14 protein-coding genes are annotated in these 15,057 nt (G+C 53.2%); 6 read left to right on the top strand and 8 right to left on the bottom strand.

Annotated features, from left to right (window positions below; all coding sequences use genetic code 11):
- Positions 1 to 49 precede the first annotated feature (49 nt).
- Positions 50 to 1,372, top strand: coding sequence for a CitMHS family transporter (locus BS640_RS18565; protein WP_084913077.1), 1,323 nt, complete (start codon positions 50 to 52; stop codon positions 1,370 to 1,372).
- A gap of 97 nt (positions 1,373 to 1,469) precedes the next feature.
- Here the strand turns inward: BS640_RS18565 and BS640_RS18560 are convergent, their stop codons facing one another.
- The 4 genes from BS640_RS18560 to exbB all read right to left on the bottom strand — a co-directional run bounded on the left by BS640_RS18560 (position 1,470) and on the right by exbB (position 4,286).
- Positions 1,470 to 1,949 (bottom strand): cold-shock protein, encoded by a 480-nt coding sequence (locus BS640_RS18560; protein ID WP_017491499.1) that lies wholly within the window; start codon positions 1,947 to 1,949, stop codon positions 1,470 to 1,472.
- A 151-nt stretch (positions 1,950 to 2,100) separates the two neighbouring features.
- A complete protein-coding gene (gene alkB, locus BS640_RS18555) occupies positions 2,101 to 2,754 on the bottom strand; it encodes a DNA oxidative demethylase AlkB (RefSeq protein ID WP_017491498.1) in 654 nt (217 codons plus the stop codon).
- Positions 2,755 to 2,869: 115 nt separating this feature from the next.
- A complete protein-coding gene (gene exbD, locus BS640_RS18550) occupies positions 2,870 to 3,301 on the bottom strand; it encodes a TonB system transport protein ExbD (RefSeq protein ID WP_084913076.1) in 432 nt (143 codons plus the stop codon).
- Positions 3,302 to 3,308: 7 nt separating this feature from the next.
- Positions 3,309 to 4,286, bottom strand: a complete 978-nt coding sequence (gene exbB / locus BS640_RS18545) for a tol-pal system-associated acyl-CoA thioesterase (protein ID WP_225741552.1) — start codon at positions 4,284 to 4,286, stop codon at positions 3,309 to 3,311.
- 306 nt (positions 4,287 to 4,592) lie between these two features.
- Here exbB and metC point away from each other — a divergent pair, with 306 nt between their 5' ends.
- Both metC and BS640_RS18535 read left to right on the top strand, forming a co-directional pair.
- Positions 4,593 to 5,780, top strand: coding sequence for a cystathionine beta-lyase (gene metC, locus BS640_RS18540; RefSeq protein ID WP_017491495.1), 1,188 nt, complete (start codon positions 4,593 to 4,595; stop codon positions 5,778 to 5,780).
- 187 nt (positions 5,781 to 5,967) lie between these two features.
- Positions 5,968 to 6,630, top strand: a complete 663-nt coding sequence (locus BS640_RS18535; RefSeq protein WP_017491494.1) for a DedA family protein — start codon at positions 5,968 to 5,970, stop codon at positions 6,628 to 6,630.
- On the opposite strand, the gene BS640_RS18530 is transcribed toward BS640_RS18535, so the two are convergent.
- Positions 6,627 to 7,556 (bottom strand): AraC family transcriptional regulator, encoded by a 930-nt coding sequence (locus tag BS640_RS18530; RefSeq protein WP_084913075.1) that lies wholly within the window; start codon positions 7,554 to 7,556, stop codon positions 6,627 to 6,629. The genes BS640_RS18535 and BS640_RS18530 overlap by 4 nt on opposite strands.
- A gap of 278 nt (positions 7,557 to 7,834) precedes the next feature.
- On the opposite strand from BS640_RS18530, the gene dkgA reads away from it, so the two are divergent.
- A complete protein-coding gene (gene dkgA / locus BS640_RS18525; protein ID WP_084913074.1) occupies positions 7,835 to 8,665 on the top strand; it encodes a 2,5-didehydrogluconate reductase DkgA in 831 nt (276 codons plus the stop codon).
- A gap of 63 nt (positions 8,666 to 8,728) precedes the next feature.
- Here dkgA and ftsP read toward each other — a convergent pair whose 3' ends face one another.
- The 3 genes from ftsP to parC all read right to left on the bottom strand — a co-directional run bounded on the left by ftsP (position 8,729) and on the right by parC (position 13,588).
- A complete protein-coding gene (gene ftsP, locus BS640_RS18520; RefSeq protein ID WP_084913073.1) occupies positions 8,729 to 10,150 on the bottom strand; it encodes a cell division protein FtsP in 1,422 nt (473 codons plus the stop codon).
- A gap of 134 nt (positions 10,151 to 10,284) precedes the next feature.
- Positions 10,285 to 11,028 (bottom strand): 1-acylglycerol-3-phosphate O-acyltransferase, encoded by a 744-nt coding sequence (locus BS640_RS18515; protein WP_017494187.1) that lies wholly within the window; start codon positions 11,026 to 11,028, stop codon positions 10,285 to 10,287.
- A gap of 286 nt (positions 11,029 to 11,314) precedes the next feature.
- Entirely contained in the window at positions 11,315 to 13,588 is a 2,274-nt protein-coding gene (gene parC, locus BS640_RS18510; protein WP_017494186.1) for a DNA topoisomerase IV subunit A, read from the bottom strand.
- 317 nt (positions 13,589 to 13,905) lie between these two features.
- Between parC and BS640_RS18505 the strand changes: the two genes are divergently transcribed.
- Both BS640_RS18505 and BS640_RS18500 read left to right on the top strand, forming a co-directional pair.
- Positions 13,906 to 14,505, top strand: a complete 600-nt coding sequence (locus BS640_RS18505) for an NAD(P)H-dependent oxidoreductase (protein ID WP_017494185.1) — start codon at positions 13,906 to 13,908, stop codon at positions 14,503 to 14,505.
- A gap of 107 nt (positions 14,506 to 14,612) precedes the next feature.
- On the top strand, positions 14,613 to 14,918 hold the full coding sequence (locus BS640_RS18500) for a putative quinol monooxygenase (protein ID WP_017494184.1): 306 nt from the start codon (positions 14,613 to 14,615) through the stop codon (positions 14,916 to 14,918).
- The last annotated feature ends 139 nt before the right edge of the window (positions 14,919 to 15,057 follow it).

Below are 15,057 nucleotides of genomic sequence, written 5' to 3'. Positions count from 1 at the left end.
GAAATAAACAGGTTTTGCAAAGAATAAAGAATAAAAAAAGGAAAAACTCATGTACCTTGCCTTAATAGGTTATATTCTCATAGCCTTCTTGATGTTTTTCTTGATTAAGGGAAAAGCAGCGCCAATATCTTTATTTATATTCTTATCCGTTATCGCGGGATTTGTTGCAGGATATTCCCCAACGTTAATGAATGAGTATATTATTAAAGGCGTAATGCAAACTGCGCCAAACGCCGTTCTCTTTACCTTCTCGATTATTTTCTTCAGTATTATGACCGAGGCTGGCGTATTTCAGCCCTTGGTCAATTGGCTGACGAAAATTGCCGGAAATAACGTGGTAGCCATTGTTACCGTCACCGGTATTATCGCACTGGTCGCTCACATCGATGGTTCTTCGGTGCCCTCTGTCCTCATTACCATCGGTGCGATGCTACCGGTTTACCAGAAGATGAAAATCCGCCCCGTGGTGTTGCTTTGCCTGCTGGCCTGCGGCATGGGCGTGACCAATATAACCCCGTGGGCTGGGCCTCTGGCGCGCGTTGCCGCCGTTTCAGGACTTGACGTTAACGCGCTTTACCACCAATTGATCCCGGTGCAAGTCATCGGTTTAGTCTGCGTACTGGTGCTCGGCGTGGTGCTAGGTTTTCAGGAAAAAAAGCGTATCGCCAACAACTTGCCTATTCCTGAAAATCTTGAAGAGCCAAGCAAAAATGTGGCCGACAGCGCGCACTCAACCATTGAAAGCGGCCGCCTGAAATTTAGTATTAATGTCTTATTAGTCATTGGCGTAACGCTGTTGCTGCTGGTCACTCACCTTCAGGCCTATGTCATATTTATGTGTGCCTTTGCCGCCGCTATGCTGCTGAATTACCCGTCTCTGAAGGGTCAGGAAGCCGTCATGAAAAAATATGCCTACGGTGCATATATGATTTCGGGTACGGTGATGGCCGCCGGGGTATTCGTCGGTATATTAAGTGGTGGTGGAGATAAGTCTATTCTGACCCAAATGGCGGATATTGTATTAGCTATTATGCCGAATTACCTGGGTCCACACTTGCATATTATTATGGGGATCGTCGGCGGTCTGGTCGGTTTCGTTATTGGTCCCGATGCCTTCTTCTATGGTATCTATCCGCTGGTTGCCAAGGTGGGTACACACTTCGGCGTGTCGTGGCAGGAGATGGGGCTAACCATGGTCGTCGGCAAGAACATCGCGATGATGATAAGCCCGGTATTTGCGACCACCTATCTGGCTCTGGGCCTTACCGGTGTTGAGCTGCGTGACCACATTCGCTACTCGTTCGTGCCGGTTTCGGTGGTGTCGCTGATTATGGTGTTCTCGCTGGTATTGACTGGCACTGTGCCGCTGTAAAACAGCATGCCCAAGGAGAGGGGGAAATCTAACCGGTTTTAACAGAAACCGTCAGCGTCGAAAGACCTGACGGTTTTATGCATCTGAAGGCAAGAAATTACAGCGCTTTGAGGATCTTAATCGTCGCGTCGATGTCTATCTCGTCTTCAGAGAAGGTGTAGGTACTGTTCTGGAAGGTGGTAATCAGCAGCTTCTTGATGGTACGGGTTGTCGCCTTGGTCTCTTCGTCTTTTGGCTTGATGCGGTTCATCAACAGGCCAACAGACAGAACGGCGTTCTCTTTATCGATTGTAGAATCCGCAGGCACTTCTTCACTGAAGGCCAGGAACGACTTGATGCTGGTTATCTTGATGCGCTCACCGGCAATGTGAATAAATTTGCTCTCTGGCATCACTTTTACCGCAAAGGCCGACAACCCTTTGGTGTTGGTGGTTGGCTCAAAGGTCACCACGGCATCTTTCTTGATCAAATCAGGATTGGCGACTTTAATCACATGGAAATAACGATTATCTCCGTTTTCATCTTTGATAAAGCCAAAACCTTTATCTTCAAACCAGGTTGTGATTACACCGTTCATCGCTCTTACCGCCTAATAAATTCGTTCAAAAATGCCTGTTAATCCCGTCCGTCTTTCACAAAGTGAGGGGGAAAACAGTGAAGTCGCCTAGTTTAATGCACATTGCCCGCGAAGTCCTGCGCTTTGCGCGTTCACTCATGTTTATAGAACGCTAAACGGCTTTGCGAAAGGTCAGATTAAAGCGGTACTGTCCGGTCAACGGATGTTCACCCGCCTTCAGCGGCAAAATTCCATGATAGCGCAGTCGCGCTGGACCGCCCCACACCACGATGTCACCGTGGGTCAAGTTGACGCGCTGAGTTTTATCGCTGCGCTCCATACCGCCAAATTGGAACACCGCAGGCAGGCCGAGCGAGATAGAGACTATCGGCTGGCCAAAGTCCTCCTCGTCTTTGTCCTGATGCAGCGACATCTTGGCCCCAGGCTGGTAGCGGTTGATAAGGCAGGCATCGGGCTGAAAGTCTTTGAAACCGGCCTCCTCCGCTGCGTGCACGGCGAGGGTACGGAAGATGTCGGGCATTGCGGGCCAGAGGCGGTGGGTTTCGGGCGAAGTAGACTGATAGCGATAACCACGACTGTCAGTGACCCAACCGAGATCGCCACAGTTAGTCATCGCGACCGACATCGCATAGCCACCGGGGGTAGCACGATACTGAAACGGCACCTGAATGGCGATATTCTCAATCGCCTTGAGCAGCTCGCGGTCATCGGCCAGCGCCGCACCACGCAGCACGACTGCGCCTGGGCACAGGTCTTCACGCCAGCTTGGGTGGAAATCCGGGTGATCGAAGAGATCCAGATTCATGCGTCCTCCTTCCAGCTTAATCAGTCTCAAGTATAACAGCCCCGCGCGCGGGCAATAAAAAAGCCCGGGACATTATCCTGTCCCGGGCCTCGATACTCAGCGTAGCGTGCGCGAGTTAACCTGTTGCCGCACCGTTTTTCTCTTCACCGACTAATCCAACCTTCAGGTATCCGGCGGTTCGCAGGTTATCCATCACGCTCATGATGGTCGCGTAATCGACAGACTTGTCGGCGCGGAAGAAGATGGTCGTCTGCTTGTCACCCTGTGTGCGCTGGTCGAGCAACGCCTTGAGGCTGCCAGGCTGAACAGGACTGTCACCGAGGAACATCTGGTTGTCGGCTTTGACCGTCAGGAAGACAGGCTTCGGCGGTCTCGGCTGCGACTGCGCGGTAGATGCGGGCAGATTGACCCGCACATCTACCGTTGCCAAGGGTGCTGCAACCATAAAGATGATCAGCAGAACCAGCATAACGTCGATAAACGGCGTGACGTTAATGTCATGCATTTCGCCGCTTTCATCGAGGTCGTCGTTCAAACGAATGGCCATGATTGACTTACCCTACGCGTAACTGATGACCCGCCTGAGCGCGCGGTGCCTCTTCTGCACTTGCCGCGAGGTCCAAATCACGGCCCTGCAGCAGCAGAATCTGGGCCGCCACGTCGCCAACCTGATGACGATATGACGCGATGGTACGGGCGAAAATGTTGTAGATAACCACCGCCGGAATGGCGGCAATCAGGCCCACGGCTGTGGCCAGCAGTGCTTCTGCAATACCCGGTGCGACTACGGCCAGGTTAGTGGTCTGTGTCTGAGCAATCCCGATGAAGCTGTTCATAATGCCCCACACGGTGCCGAACAGGCCGACGAACGGAGAGATTGCCCCGATAGTCGCCAGAATACCGTTACCACGCCCCATGTGACGGCCCGCGGCGCTCACGCGACGCTCAAGGCGGAAACCGGTGCGTTCTTTAATGCCGCCGTTGTCAGTAGAACCGGCAGACAGCTGTAGTTCGTTTTCAGCGTCGCGCAGCATCTGGCTGCTTACGCTATTGGCCGAGAAGCCTTCTGACTGTTCCAGCGCTTCCTTCAGCGAGCGTACCGGCAGCAGTGCCGCCAGTTCACGACGCAGGCGACGTTTACCTGAGAACACTTCAGCGCCCTTGCTGAAAAGCAGGGTCCAGGTTACGACCGAGGCCAGCAGCAGGCCAATCATCACGATTTTCACCACGATATCAGCATGCTGATACATGCCTAATACGGAGAGGTCTTTTGGGATCGCGGGGACTTGCGGGTCTTGAGCAGGCGTTGCGCTAATATCGATACCGTTAGTGCTTTGCAGCAAAGGTGCCGCGCTACCATCGGTTGAGGTGGCCGCAGGGGCTGCCGATGCCGAGGTCGTCGTGGAAGGGGTAACCGCATTGGCCGCGTTCGAAGAAGGCGTCGCCCAGGCGCTACCGGTTAATCCTGCCATCAGCACCAGTGAGGTCAATACAGTACCGATTTTTGCTGTACCGCTTTTACGCGTACTCATCATCTGTTTTACATCCGTCAAAAATGACACCGCTTTGTTCATCTTAATGCGACACGTTTGCACGCAGCGCCTCCAGCCGTGATCAAAGGATTGAATAATTTACTCGCGGCAAATGATAACAAATTAAAAGCCATAATTGATAGTGGTTATCATTATTATTTACATTCCGCAGTAGCCTGAAAAGTAAACACTCTTACTCATATGAAAAATCTTCACACATCGCGCCAAACCCATGACCCTGCGCGGAGGCCATGCTAACGTAATAAAAATGCCAGATGGCAGGGTTAACAAGGTGAAATTTTTCTTATGACGTCCAGGAAGATTGAAACTGCGCTGGTGAGTGCAGGAAGAGACAAAAAATTTACCCAGGGTTCGGTTAATGCAGTTATCCAGCGCGCGTCTTCGCTGATGTTTGAGTCCGTTGCGCAGAAAAAGTTCGCGACCGCGAATCGGGCCAACGGCGAGCTGTTTTATGGACGTCGTGGAACGCTGACCCACTTCTCCTTCCAGGAGGCGATGGTCGAACTTGAAGGCGGTGCGGGCTGCGTGCTTTATCCGTGTGGCGCAGCGGCGGTCAGCAACGCGATTCTGTCGTTCGTGAACACCGGCGATCACCTCCTGATGGCCAGCTCGTCCTATGAACCGACGCAGGACTTCTGCTCGAAAGTGCTGACCCGGCTGGGCGTTAGCACGACCTATTATCCGGCCTCGATTGGCGCAGACATTGCCAGCATGGTCCAGCCCAACACTCGCGTGCTATTCCTCGAATCACCGGGCTCTATCACCATGGAAGTGCCTGATATCCCAACGATCGTCAAGGCCGTACGCGACGTATCTCCTGAGGTTATCGTGATGATCGACAACACCTGGGCGGCGGGCATTCTGTTCAAGGCGCTTGAATTTGATATCGATATCTCGATTCAGGCGGGCACAAAGTACATCGTCGGCCATTCGGACGCGATGATTGGGACCGCCGTTGCCAACGAACGTTGCTGGGAACAGCTGCGCGAGCAGTCCTATCTGATGGGGCAAATGGTCGATGCCGACAGCGCCTACGTCGCCAGCCGTGGCCTGCGTACCATGGGCGTTCGTCTCAAGCAGCACGCGGAAAGCAGCCTGCGCATCGCCGAATGGCTCCAGACCCGACCTGAGGTAGCACGCGTCAATCACCCTGCTCTGCCAGGCAGTAAAGGGCATGAATTCTGGAAACGTGATTTCACCGGCAGCTGCGGGTTGTTCTCCTTTATTCTGTCCAAACGCCTGACCGACGACCAGCTTGCCCACTATCTCGACCACTTCGAGCACTTCGGTATGGCCTATTCGTGGGGCGGATTTGAATCGCTGGTGCTGGCTAATCAACCGGAAGAGATCCAGGCCATTCGCCCAGGTGAAGAGGTTGATTTCACGGGGACACTGGTTCGCGTGCATATCGGGCTGGAGCACTGCGACGACCTGATTGCCGATTTAGAAGCGGCCTTCGCGCGCATTGCCTGATCTTAATCAAATGATTGCGACAAACCGCGCAAAACCTTACTTATCTGATAGGATGGTGCGCGGTTTTTGAACATAATACGTTAAATACTTATAAAGATTGTTGATACTCTTTTTTTAATCGTGACGTTGGGGAGCGATTCGCGATCCTGAATTCTCACGTTTTTGCAGCAACCAGACAGGAAAGCCTATGGCGGTATTAACACAAATTCTTCATGCTTTATGGCAACACGACTTTAGCGTCTTGGCGAACCCCAACGTTTTATGGGTGGTCTACGCGGTGCTGTTTGCCACATTGCTTCTCGAAAATGGTCTGATTCCTGCTTCATTCCTGCCCGGCGACAGCCTGCTGCTGCTCACTGGTGCGCTGGTTTCCAAAGGTGTCATGAGCCTGATCCCCACGCTGATTATCCTGATTGTCGCTTCAGCCCTGGGCTGCTGGCTAAGCTATCTGCAAGGTCGCTGGCTGGGGCACACGCGCGTAGTAAAAGGTTGGCTGCTTCAACTGCCCGCCCAGTATCATGACCGTGCCCATGCCCTCTTCAATAACCACGGATTAGCCGCCCTGCTCGCGGCGCGGTTTATCGGCTTTGTCCGCACTCTGCTGCCCACTATTGCCGGTATTTCTGGCCTCGAAAACCGTCGTTTTCAGGTATTCAACTGGCTGAGTGCGGTGCTATGGGTGGGGGTTATCATGGGCATGGGTTATGCACTGTGCCATATTCCTTTCGTGCAACGTCACGAAGACAAGGTTATGGCAGGCTTGATGATTTTACCTGCCCTGCTCCTGGTCACCGGACTGGCCGGCGCGCTGCTGGTCGTATGGCGTAATCGCCATAAAATCGCCTCTTAAGAGCCGAATACCGTTTCGGTAATGGTCTGCGAGTTTACCTCACGCATGCGGGCGATTTCGTCGCTCGGCGTAACGCCAAAGTAACGTTTAAACTCGCGGCTAAACTGTGAGGCACTTTCATATCCCACGCTGATGGCCGCACTGCTGGCTTTCAAGCCGTCGTAGATCATCATTGCCCGCGCCTTGTGCAGGCGATAATTCTTCAGATACTGCAAGGGCGAGGTGCTGGTGACAGCCTTGAAATTGTGGTGGAACGCCGAGACGCTCATATTAACGTCACTGGCCAGCTGCTCAACGCTGAGCGTCTCGGCATAGTGATTCTCAATCTTGCGCAGTGCCTTGGTTATCTGGCTGAAATGCGTATGACGATTCACCAATGCCTGCAACGCACCGCCATTTTCACTGGTCAGAATAAAAAACAAAATCTCACGAATGATCTGTGGGCCGAGCACCTTGGCGCGCAGCGGCTTGTCCATCACGTCTAGCAGACGCTCGCTGGCGCAGAGAATGTCCTCATCGAGCAAACCCGAAGTGATCCCCGAAGACTGGTCCGGCTGATGCGGGAACCCTTCATCGCCCATTTCCATCAGAAGGTCCTGCAACATACCGGGATCGATGCGGATAGACACGCCGGTTACCGGCCTCTCTGGTGTACCAAAGGTCTCGCATTCGAACGGCAGCGGAACGGTCAGCATCAGGTAATTCTTGGGATCGTAGGAAAAGGTTTTGTTGCCCAGATAGCCAATCTTGCTGCCCTGAAACACAATCGTGACGCTGGGGTTATACATCACCGGCTGCCGAGCGTGATAGCTCGAGTAACACATCAGCGTTGCCTGCGGCACGCTAGACTGAAATTTGGGAGACGTCTCGGTCAGCCGCTCGACTTTTTTTGCCAGTTCGGCGCACAGGCTTTCAACATCTTGCATGACTCTTCTCCGAATAAAACAAACTGGCAATGATTCTGCCATAACTCTTATGATTGCTATAGCGGCTTGCAGGATTAGGCAAGTTTTAAACAGGAATATGCATTATAAAAATTCGCCGGGTCCGCCAGAGTCTTTCTCTGAGCAGGTTAAGCACATTTTTTGGATAAATACCTGAAAATGAATCATTAGCAAACTCAGCGAAATGGCTATTCATTTACTAAACTTACTCAATCAGGCAATTAATGCGTGGATTACGCATTCCCCTACAGGAGAAATTTATGTCAACGCAGTCCATCATAAAGCTCAATGACGGCAATCGAATTCCCCAACTCGGCCTCGGCGTCTGGAAAGCCAGCAACGACGAAGCGACCCATGCGGTAGCTACCGCACTTGACGCAGGCTATCGCCACATCGACACCGCCGCCGCGTATAAAAACGAAGTGGGCGTTGGCCGAGCGCTGGCGGAAACCAGTATCCCGCGTGAAGAGATTTTTGTGACCACTAAGCTGTGGAACGATCAGCAGCTGTATGCACAGAAAGCCCTCGAGGAGAGCCTCGATAAACTCAAACTCGACTATATCGATCTGTATCTCATCCACTGGCCGCTGCCGGATCAGGACAACTACGTCGAGTCGTGGAAACAGCTGCTGAAATTAAAGGAACAGGGACTGGCGAAGAGTGTCGGCGTGTGTAACTTCCATATTCCTCACCTACAGCGCCTGATTGATGAAACCGGCACCGCGCCAACCGTGAACCAGATAGAGCTGCACCCTTCACTGCCGCAGCGCCAACTGCACGCATGGAACGCGACGCATCGCATCGCGACCGAGTCCTGGAGCCCACTGGCTCAGGGCGGAGACGGCCTGTTCGAAGAAGCTTTGATTCAGAAATTGGCCAAGAAATATGGCAAGACACCGGCGCAAATCGTAATTCGCTGGCACCTTGATAACGGATTGATTGTTATCCCTAAATCCGTCACGCCAAAGCGTATTCACGAAAACTTCAACGTTTTCGACTTCAAGCTGGAAAAAGAAGAGCTGTCAGAGTTCACTAAGCTGGATACCGGCAAACGTTTAGGGCCAAACCCTGAACATAAACTGAATTTCTGATCTGAATGCGGAAGGGAGCGGTGCCTGCCGCTCCCTTTTTTATTGAATAGCCTGGCGAGTTTATTAATAGCTCGGCGAGGGTTGTATGACCATCTGCCCCATCGAACCGCGATCGGCGAGCTCTAACGTCTGGCTGTAGAAGAAGAACGGGAAATGGTCATAGGACGGCTGATTGAGGTAAACCAGCAGTTCAACCTCGCCATCAACCCACACCGTATCCTTGAATCCAGCGTCTTCTACCAGCGGTGCAGCACCGTTAACCGTCTTGACCATAAAGGTCACGCCCTGAACGTGGAATGGCTGCGGCAGGTCCGCGTGCACCGTCCAGCGCTCCCACGTCCCTTGCAACGCCTGAACGTCGGTCCTTGAGGGATCAAACACCGCGCCATTGATGCCCGGCTGGTTATCCCCCAGGCGGAACTCGCGGCTGCGCACAACGTTACCGACGATCAGCTGATCGGCGAGCAGGCGCATAGGGAGATTGTCAGTCACCAGCGGCAGCAGGCCGGTAGGTTTCAAGGTAAGCACGATGGTCGAAACCAGAATGCTTGAAGGCTGGAACAGACCGCGCAGCCTGTCCATAATACCCGCGGCTTCGCCAGCAGACACCGACACCTCGTCGCCCTGCGACATATCAATCAGCACTTCACGGCGTTCACCGGGCGCCAGAGAAAGGCGCTGCACGGAGACCGGCGCAGGCAGGAACCCTTGGTCGGAGGCTATCACGTGGAATGGGCGATTGTCGGTCAGCGTCAGCTCATAGCGACGCGCATTTGAGGCGTTGAGTAAACGCAAACGCACCCAGCCGCGCGAGACCTGCACAAACGGACTCTGCACGCCGTTAACCAGCATGGTATCACCGAAGAAACCGCCGCTGGCGGGGGTGTCGTACTGTGGCACGCCGAAATTATCCAGACGCTTGTCCTGAATAACCACCGGGAAATCGTCCACACCGTAGTGATTAGGCAGCGGCAGACTCTTGCTGACGTCATCTTCCACCAGCCACATCCCTGCCAGCCCGTTATAGACGTGCGCAGCCATGTGCCCTGGCGTATTGGCGTGATACCAGCAGGTTGCGGCAGGCTGACGAATAGGCAGCACCGGTGACCAGTCGCTGCCCGCCGACATCAAACGCGCCGCGCCGCCGGTCAGCGTGCCGGGAACCTGTAGACCACTGATGGTCATAGCCGCCGGCACAGGCAGGCGATTGCTGTAGATAAGCTTAACGTCATCGCCGTTGTAAACCCGCACCGTCGGGCCGAGATACATCCCGTTAAAGCCCCAGACCGGTGCTTTACTGCCGCCCAAAAATGCCCAATGCGACTGCTGAAGCGTCAGGAAAAGAGGTTGTCCGCGGCGGGACTCAATCAGCGGAGGAACAGGTAATACGGGCTGGGCCTCGCTTGCGTTTGCCCTCAGCGGCAAAGACCCGGCGGCAAGCGCCATTCCAGTTGCCTGTATAAAACTGCGACGACTGAGGGACATATCTTCTCCATGAACACAAAATCTAAGCTGCGATATCAGCCCACTGACCTTCAATGGCGGCGGACCCTATAATAATTGCCCGCCGTGAGGCTCTGTAAAAAGCCCTTATCCGGCGGGGAATTAAAAATAACTATTTATTTTTTTATCTTCATCTCGGCTTCGCGCTGCGCAACTTCCGCATCAAGCTCGGCTATTTTATCGGCCATCAATTGACGGCAGTGTTCCGATAATTCGCGCAGGCGTTCTTTACCATACTGCGTAGTGTCAATCGGCGGCAGCATTTCAACAATCACCAAACCGTTATTCCAGCGGTTAAGTTTGATTTTGTTGCTGGTGTTAGACACACAGATTGGGACGATAGGCACACCGGCGGAGATGGCCGCGTGGAAAGCACCGGTTTTGAACGGCATCAGACCGCGCCCACGGCTGCGGGTGCCTTCCGGGAACATCCAGATAGAAACGTTTTTCTTTTTAATTTGCTCGACAACCTGAGAGATAGTGCCGTGCGCTTTGGTGCGGTTATCACGGTCAATCAGTAGGTTACCGGTCAGCCAGTACAGCGGCCCGAAGAACGGGATCCATACCAGGCTTTTTTTACCCACGGTCACGGTGCGAGGCTGAACGGCTTTGGCCGCTGTCACCATGTCGTAGTTATTCTGGTGGTTAGCAATGTAAATACAGTTGCCGTAATGGGCGGCCTCAGGAGGCGTTCGTTTTTCAACCCTCAGGCCAAGGATAGGTGCCAGTTCGCCAAAAAGATGGCCGAAAGTCGCAACATGTTTTGGATTTCTTGGACTGAAAAGGCAATAAATAGAACCGAAAATGCACAACAGAATTGAGAAAACCACGACATAAATAAAGCGAAAAATAAATAACATAACACCCTCTTAAGCATACAACCGGAGTCAAACTCTGTTTGCCCCTGCCGTTCCCTTGCCGCTGGACTATTCTCGGGCCTCAGCTGGCTCTATACAATAGTTATTCTTCACCCGGAGAGGGTTTTTATTAATCCAAATAATAGCGATTGCAACAAACGTAAATTATTTGTACTCAGGAATAAAGATTATCAAGCTCGTGCACAAGTTGATAATTATCGTTTCATTCTTTGTGAAGCTGGGCAATTAAGGGCACCGAAGTGCCCTGATTAAAGCAATATAAGATGCGTTATTCTTCGCTGTCACCGACTGAAGGACGCGCCGGTCCATCGACTTCGACCCTGTCAATACGCTGCAAACCGCGTGGCAGCAGCGTGCCTTTGCGGCCGCGTTCAGCGCGGAACTTCTGCAAATCTTCAGGACGCAGCGTCAGCTTGCGCTTGCCAACATGCAGCGTGATAGACGTTTGCGGTGCCAGCACCAGTAACCAGGCAAGTTTATCGGCTCCCGATGCGGCATCAGCCGCAGAAATTGAGACAATCTTGTTGCCTTTACCCTTCGACAGCTGGGGTAAATCGGCGACCGGGAACAACAGCATGCGGCCCGCGCTGGTAATCGACAACAGCATGTCGTCGTCACCCACCAGCTCGATAGGCGGCAGCGCACTGGCGTTCTCAGGCAGCGTGATCATCGCCTTGCCCGCACGGTTGCGTGCAACCAAATCGTTAAAGGTACACACGAAACCGTAGCCTGCGTCGGAGGCCATCAGCAGCTTCTGATCGTCAGCGGCCATCAGCACCTGCTGGATAGTCGCGCCCGGCGGCGGCGTCAGCTTACCGGTTAATGGCTCGCCCTGACCACGCGCCGACGGCAGCGTGTTGGTGTCCAACGCATAGCTGCGACCGGTGGAGTCGATGAACACCACCGGTTGATTGCTCTTACCACGTGCGGCGCTGCGGAAGCTGTCGCCCGCCTTGTAACTCAGGCCGGTCGGGTCGATATCATGCCCTTTGGCACTGCGAACCCAGCCCATCTCGGACAGAACAACGGTCACCGGCTCGGACGGAATGAAGTCACTTTCACTCATCGCCTTCGCTTCTTCACGCTCGATAATCGGCGAACGGCGGTCGTCGCCGTAGGCCTCGGCGTCGGCCTGAATTTCTTTGCGGATCAGGGTGCTCAGCTTACGTTCTGAAGCCAGCAGCGCCTGCAGCTGGTCGCGCTCCTTCGCCAGTTCGTCCTGCTCGCCGCGGATCTTCATTTCTTCCAGCTTGGCGAGGTGGCGCAATTTCAGCTCGAGAATCGCCTCGGCCTGCGTTTCGCTCAGCGCAAAACGTTCCATCAACACCGGTTTCGGCTCATCTTCGGAGCGAATGATGTGGATCACTTCGTCGATGTTCAGGAAGGCTATCAACAAACCTTCAAGAATATGCAAACGCTTCAACACCTTATCCAGGCGGAAGTTTAAACGGCGGCGCACGGTGTCACGGCGATACGACAACCACTCGGTCAGGATCTCAACCAGTCCTTTCACCTGCGGACGGTTATCCAGACCGATCATGTTCATGTTGATCCGGTAGCTGCGCTCAAGATCGGTGGTCGCAAACAGGTGGTTCATCACTTGATCGAGATCGATACGGTTAGATCGCGGAACAATAACCAAACGGGTCGGGTTCTCGTGATCCGACTCGTCGCGCAAATCCTCAACCATCGGCAGCTTCTTGGCGCGCATCTGGCTGGCAATCTGCTCCAGCACCTTGGCACCGGAAACCTGATGCGGCAGCGCGGTTATCACTGCTTCGCCGTCCTCTTTTTTCCACAGCGCACGCATACGAACCGAGCCTTTGCCGGATTCGTAAATTTTGCGGATCTCGTTACGCGGCGTAATGATTTCGGCTTCAGTCGGGAAGTCCGGCCCCTGCACGTATTCCAGCAGATCTTCGAGCGTGCTGCCGGGCTTTTCAAGCAAGGCGACAGCAGCGTTGGCAACTTCACGCAGGTTATGCGGCGGAATGTCCGTCGCCATGCCTACTGCAATGCCGGTGGTGCCGTTGAGAAGAATGTTCGGCAGACGCGCAGGCAGCATTTTCGGCTCCTGCATCGTGCCGTCGAAGTTTGGCACCCAGTCAACGGTACCCTGCGCCAGCTCACGCAGCAGAACTTCGGCGTATTTCGACAGACGCGATTCGGTGTAACGCATCGCGGCAAACGACTTAGGGTCATCCGGTGCGCCCCAGTTCCCCTGCCCGTCCACCAGCGGATAGCGATAGGAGAAAGGCTGCGCCATCAATACCATCGCTTCGTAACAGGCGCTGTCGCCGTGCGGATGATACTTACCCAATACATCACCGACGGTACGGGCAGATTTTTTAAATTTTGCGTTATTGCTGAGACCCAGCTCAGACATAGCATAAATAATGCGGCGCTGAACCGGCTTGAGGCCGTCGCCGATGTAAGGGAGTGCCCTGTCCATGATTACGTACATGGAGTAGTTCAGGTAGGCATTCTCGGTAAACGTATGCAGCGCTAAACGCTCTGTACCGTCATGAGTCACTTCACTCATTACTTTTTTATCCTCAGATCCATCGCACTGTCGTGCTGGAAAATGAACGTTCTGGAAAATAAGGAGGCCCGGTTGCAGACACGCACGGGCGCTGTCGCACAGGGCGATGATGTCCGCGATAGTACATCATATGGCGTCTTGCTGTCACAGTTGCTGTGTTTTCAGCGAACAGTCACTGCGCGAAAGCGCAGCTAAAAGTCGATAAACCCCTGCCAATTATTGCATTAAGAGCAATAGTATTGTGCTCTGGCGCACATTTTTAAGCGCAACAATCTCAGTTACAATTCCCTCAACAGTTTACTAATGAGGCCTATGCCATGAGCAACATACTGATTATCAATGCCGGAAAAACCTTTGCCCACTCTAAAGGCGCACTGAACATCAGCCTTACCGAGGTTGCCGATTCTTTCCTGCGTGACGCTGGCCACCGCGTTCGCGTAACTCATATCGAACAAGGCTACGACGTCGAAGCCGAAATCGAGAGCTATCTGTGGGCCGACGCTATCATCTATCAGATGCCAGGTTGGTGGATGGGCGCGCCGTGGACGTTGAAAAAATATATCGATGAAGTCTTCACCGAAGGCCATGGTCGTCTGTACGAAAGCGACGGCCGTTCCCGCTCCGACGCTTCGAAAAAATACGGTTCCGGCGGCCTTATCCAAGGCACCGCATACATGCTTTCCGTGACCTGGAATGCGCCACTGGAAGCCTTTGAAGATAAAGACCAGTTCTTCCACGGCGTGGGCGTTGACGGTGTTTATCTGCCGTTCCACAAAGCCAACCAGTTCCTCGGTATGGACACCCTGCCGACCTTTATGTGTAACGACGTTATCAAACAGCCGGACATCGAAGGTTACTTCGCTAACTACCGCGCACACCTTGAACACGTATTTGGTCAAGCGGAAGACGCTGAGTAAATCCTGAGTTTGGCAAATTCTGCGTTTATTGCCACACTCAGAATGCGCCATTCTCGTGAGCCGGGAGTTTGTAAGGCTCACACATTTAAAGGGAAAACGAGGTTTTTATGATAACCGTTATCGCTGAAATCATCATCAAGCCAGGCCGTCGTGATTCAGTGCTGGAAAAAATTACCCAGCTGCTGCCACAGGTTCTGCAAGAAAAAGGCTGCCATCGTTATGAGCCTTTTCTTGACGTTAAAGGGCATATCCCATGGCGTCAGAGTGCGCCCAACTCCATCTTTATGCTGGAAGATTGGGAAAGCCTGGCACATCTGGAAGATCATCAGCAGGCGGCACACATGCACGCACATCGTGAAAATATCAAACACGACGTCGTGGACGTGAAGATCAATATCATCGAGAAAAGCTGATCTATATCTGAGTTTTTCCTGATGAGAACCTAAAAAAAAACCGGAGCTGTAAGGGCTCCGGTTTTTTTATGTCTCTAACTTGTTCCACCCAGTCATGCAGAATTCAGGTGCACCAAGAGACCCATTCCCCGAACAAAGC

The sequence above is a fragment of the Rouxiella badensis genome (assembly GCF_002093665.1).
GTDB lineage: Bacteria > Pseudomonadota > Gammaproteobacteria > Enterobacterales > Enterobacteriaceae > Rouxiella > Rouxiella badensis.
This window is presented reverse-complemented; position numbering and strand designations above follow the sequence as displayed.

Bases quoted from the DNA above. Each gene is read 5' to 3' on its own strand.
- BS640_RS18565 (WP_084913077.1), top strand. From the start codon at position 50: ATGTACCTTGCCTTAATAGGTTATATTCTCATAGCCTTCTTGATGTTT.
- BS640_RS18560 (WP_017491499.1), bottom strand. From the start codon at position 1,949: ATGAACGGTGTAATCACAACCTGGTTTGAAGATAAAGGTTTTGGCTTT.
- alkB (WP_017491498.1), bottom strand. From the start codon at position 2,754: ATGAATCTGGATCTCTTCGATCACCCGGATTTCCACCCAAGCTGGCGT.
- exbD (WP_084913076.1), bottom strand. From the start codon at position 3,301: ATGGCCATTCGTTTGAACGACGACCTCGATGAAAGCGGCGAAATGCAT.
- exbB (WP_225741552.1), bottom strand. From the start codon at position 4,286: ATGAGTACGCGTAAAAGCGGTACAGCAAAAATCGGTACTGTATTGACC.
- metC (WP_017491495.1), top strand. From the start codon at position 4,593: ATGACGTCCAGGAAGATTGAAACTGCGCTGGTGAGTGCAGGAAGAGAC.
- BS640_RS18535 (WP_017491494.1), top strand. From the start codon at position 5,968: ATGGCGGTATTAACACAAATTCTTCATGCTTTATGGCAACACGACTTT.
- BS640_RS18530 (WP_084913075.1), bottom strand. From the start codon at position 7,556: ATGCAAGATGTTGAAAGCCTGTGCGCCGAACTGGCAAAAAAAGTCGAG.
- dkgA (WP_084913074.1), top strand. From the start codon at position 7,835: ATGTCAACGCAGTCCATCATAAAGCTCAATGACGGCAATCGAATTCCC.
- ftsP (WP_084913073.1), bottom strand. From the start codon at position 10,150: ATGTCCCTCAGTCGTCGCAGTTTTATACAGGCAACTGGAATGGCGCTT.
- BS640_RS18515 (WP_017494187.1), bottom strand. From the start codon at position 11,028: ATGTTATTTATTTTTCGCTTTATTTATGTCGTGGTTTTCTCAATTCTG.
- parC (WP_017494186.1), bottom strand. From the start codon at position 13,588: ATGAGTGAAGTGACTCATGACGGTACAGAGCGTTTAGCGCTGCATACG.
- BS640_RS18505 (WP_017494185.1), top strand. From the start codon at position 13,906: ATGAGCAACATACTGATTATCAATGCCGGAAAAACCTTTGCCCACTCT.
- BS640_RS18500 (WP_017494184.1), top strand. From the start codon at position 14,613: ATGATAACCGTTATCGCTGAAATCATCATCAAGCCAGGCCGTCGTGAT.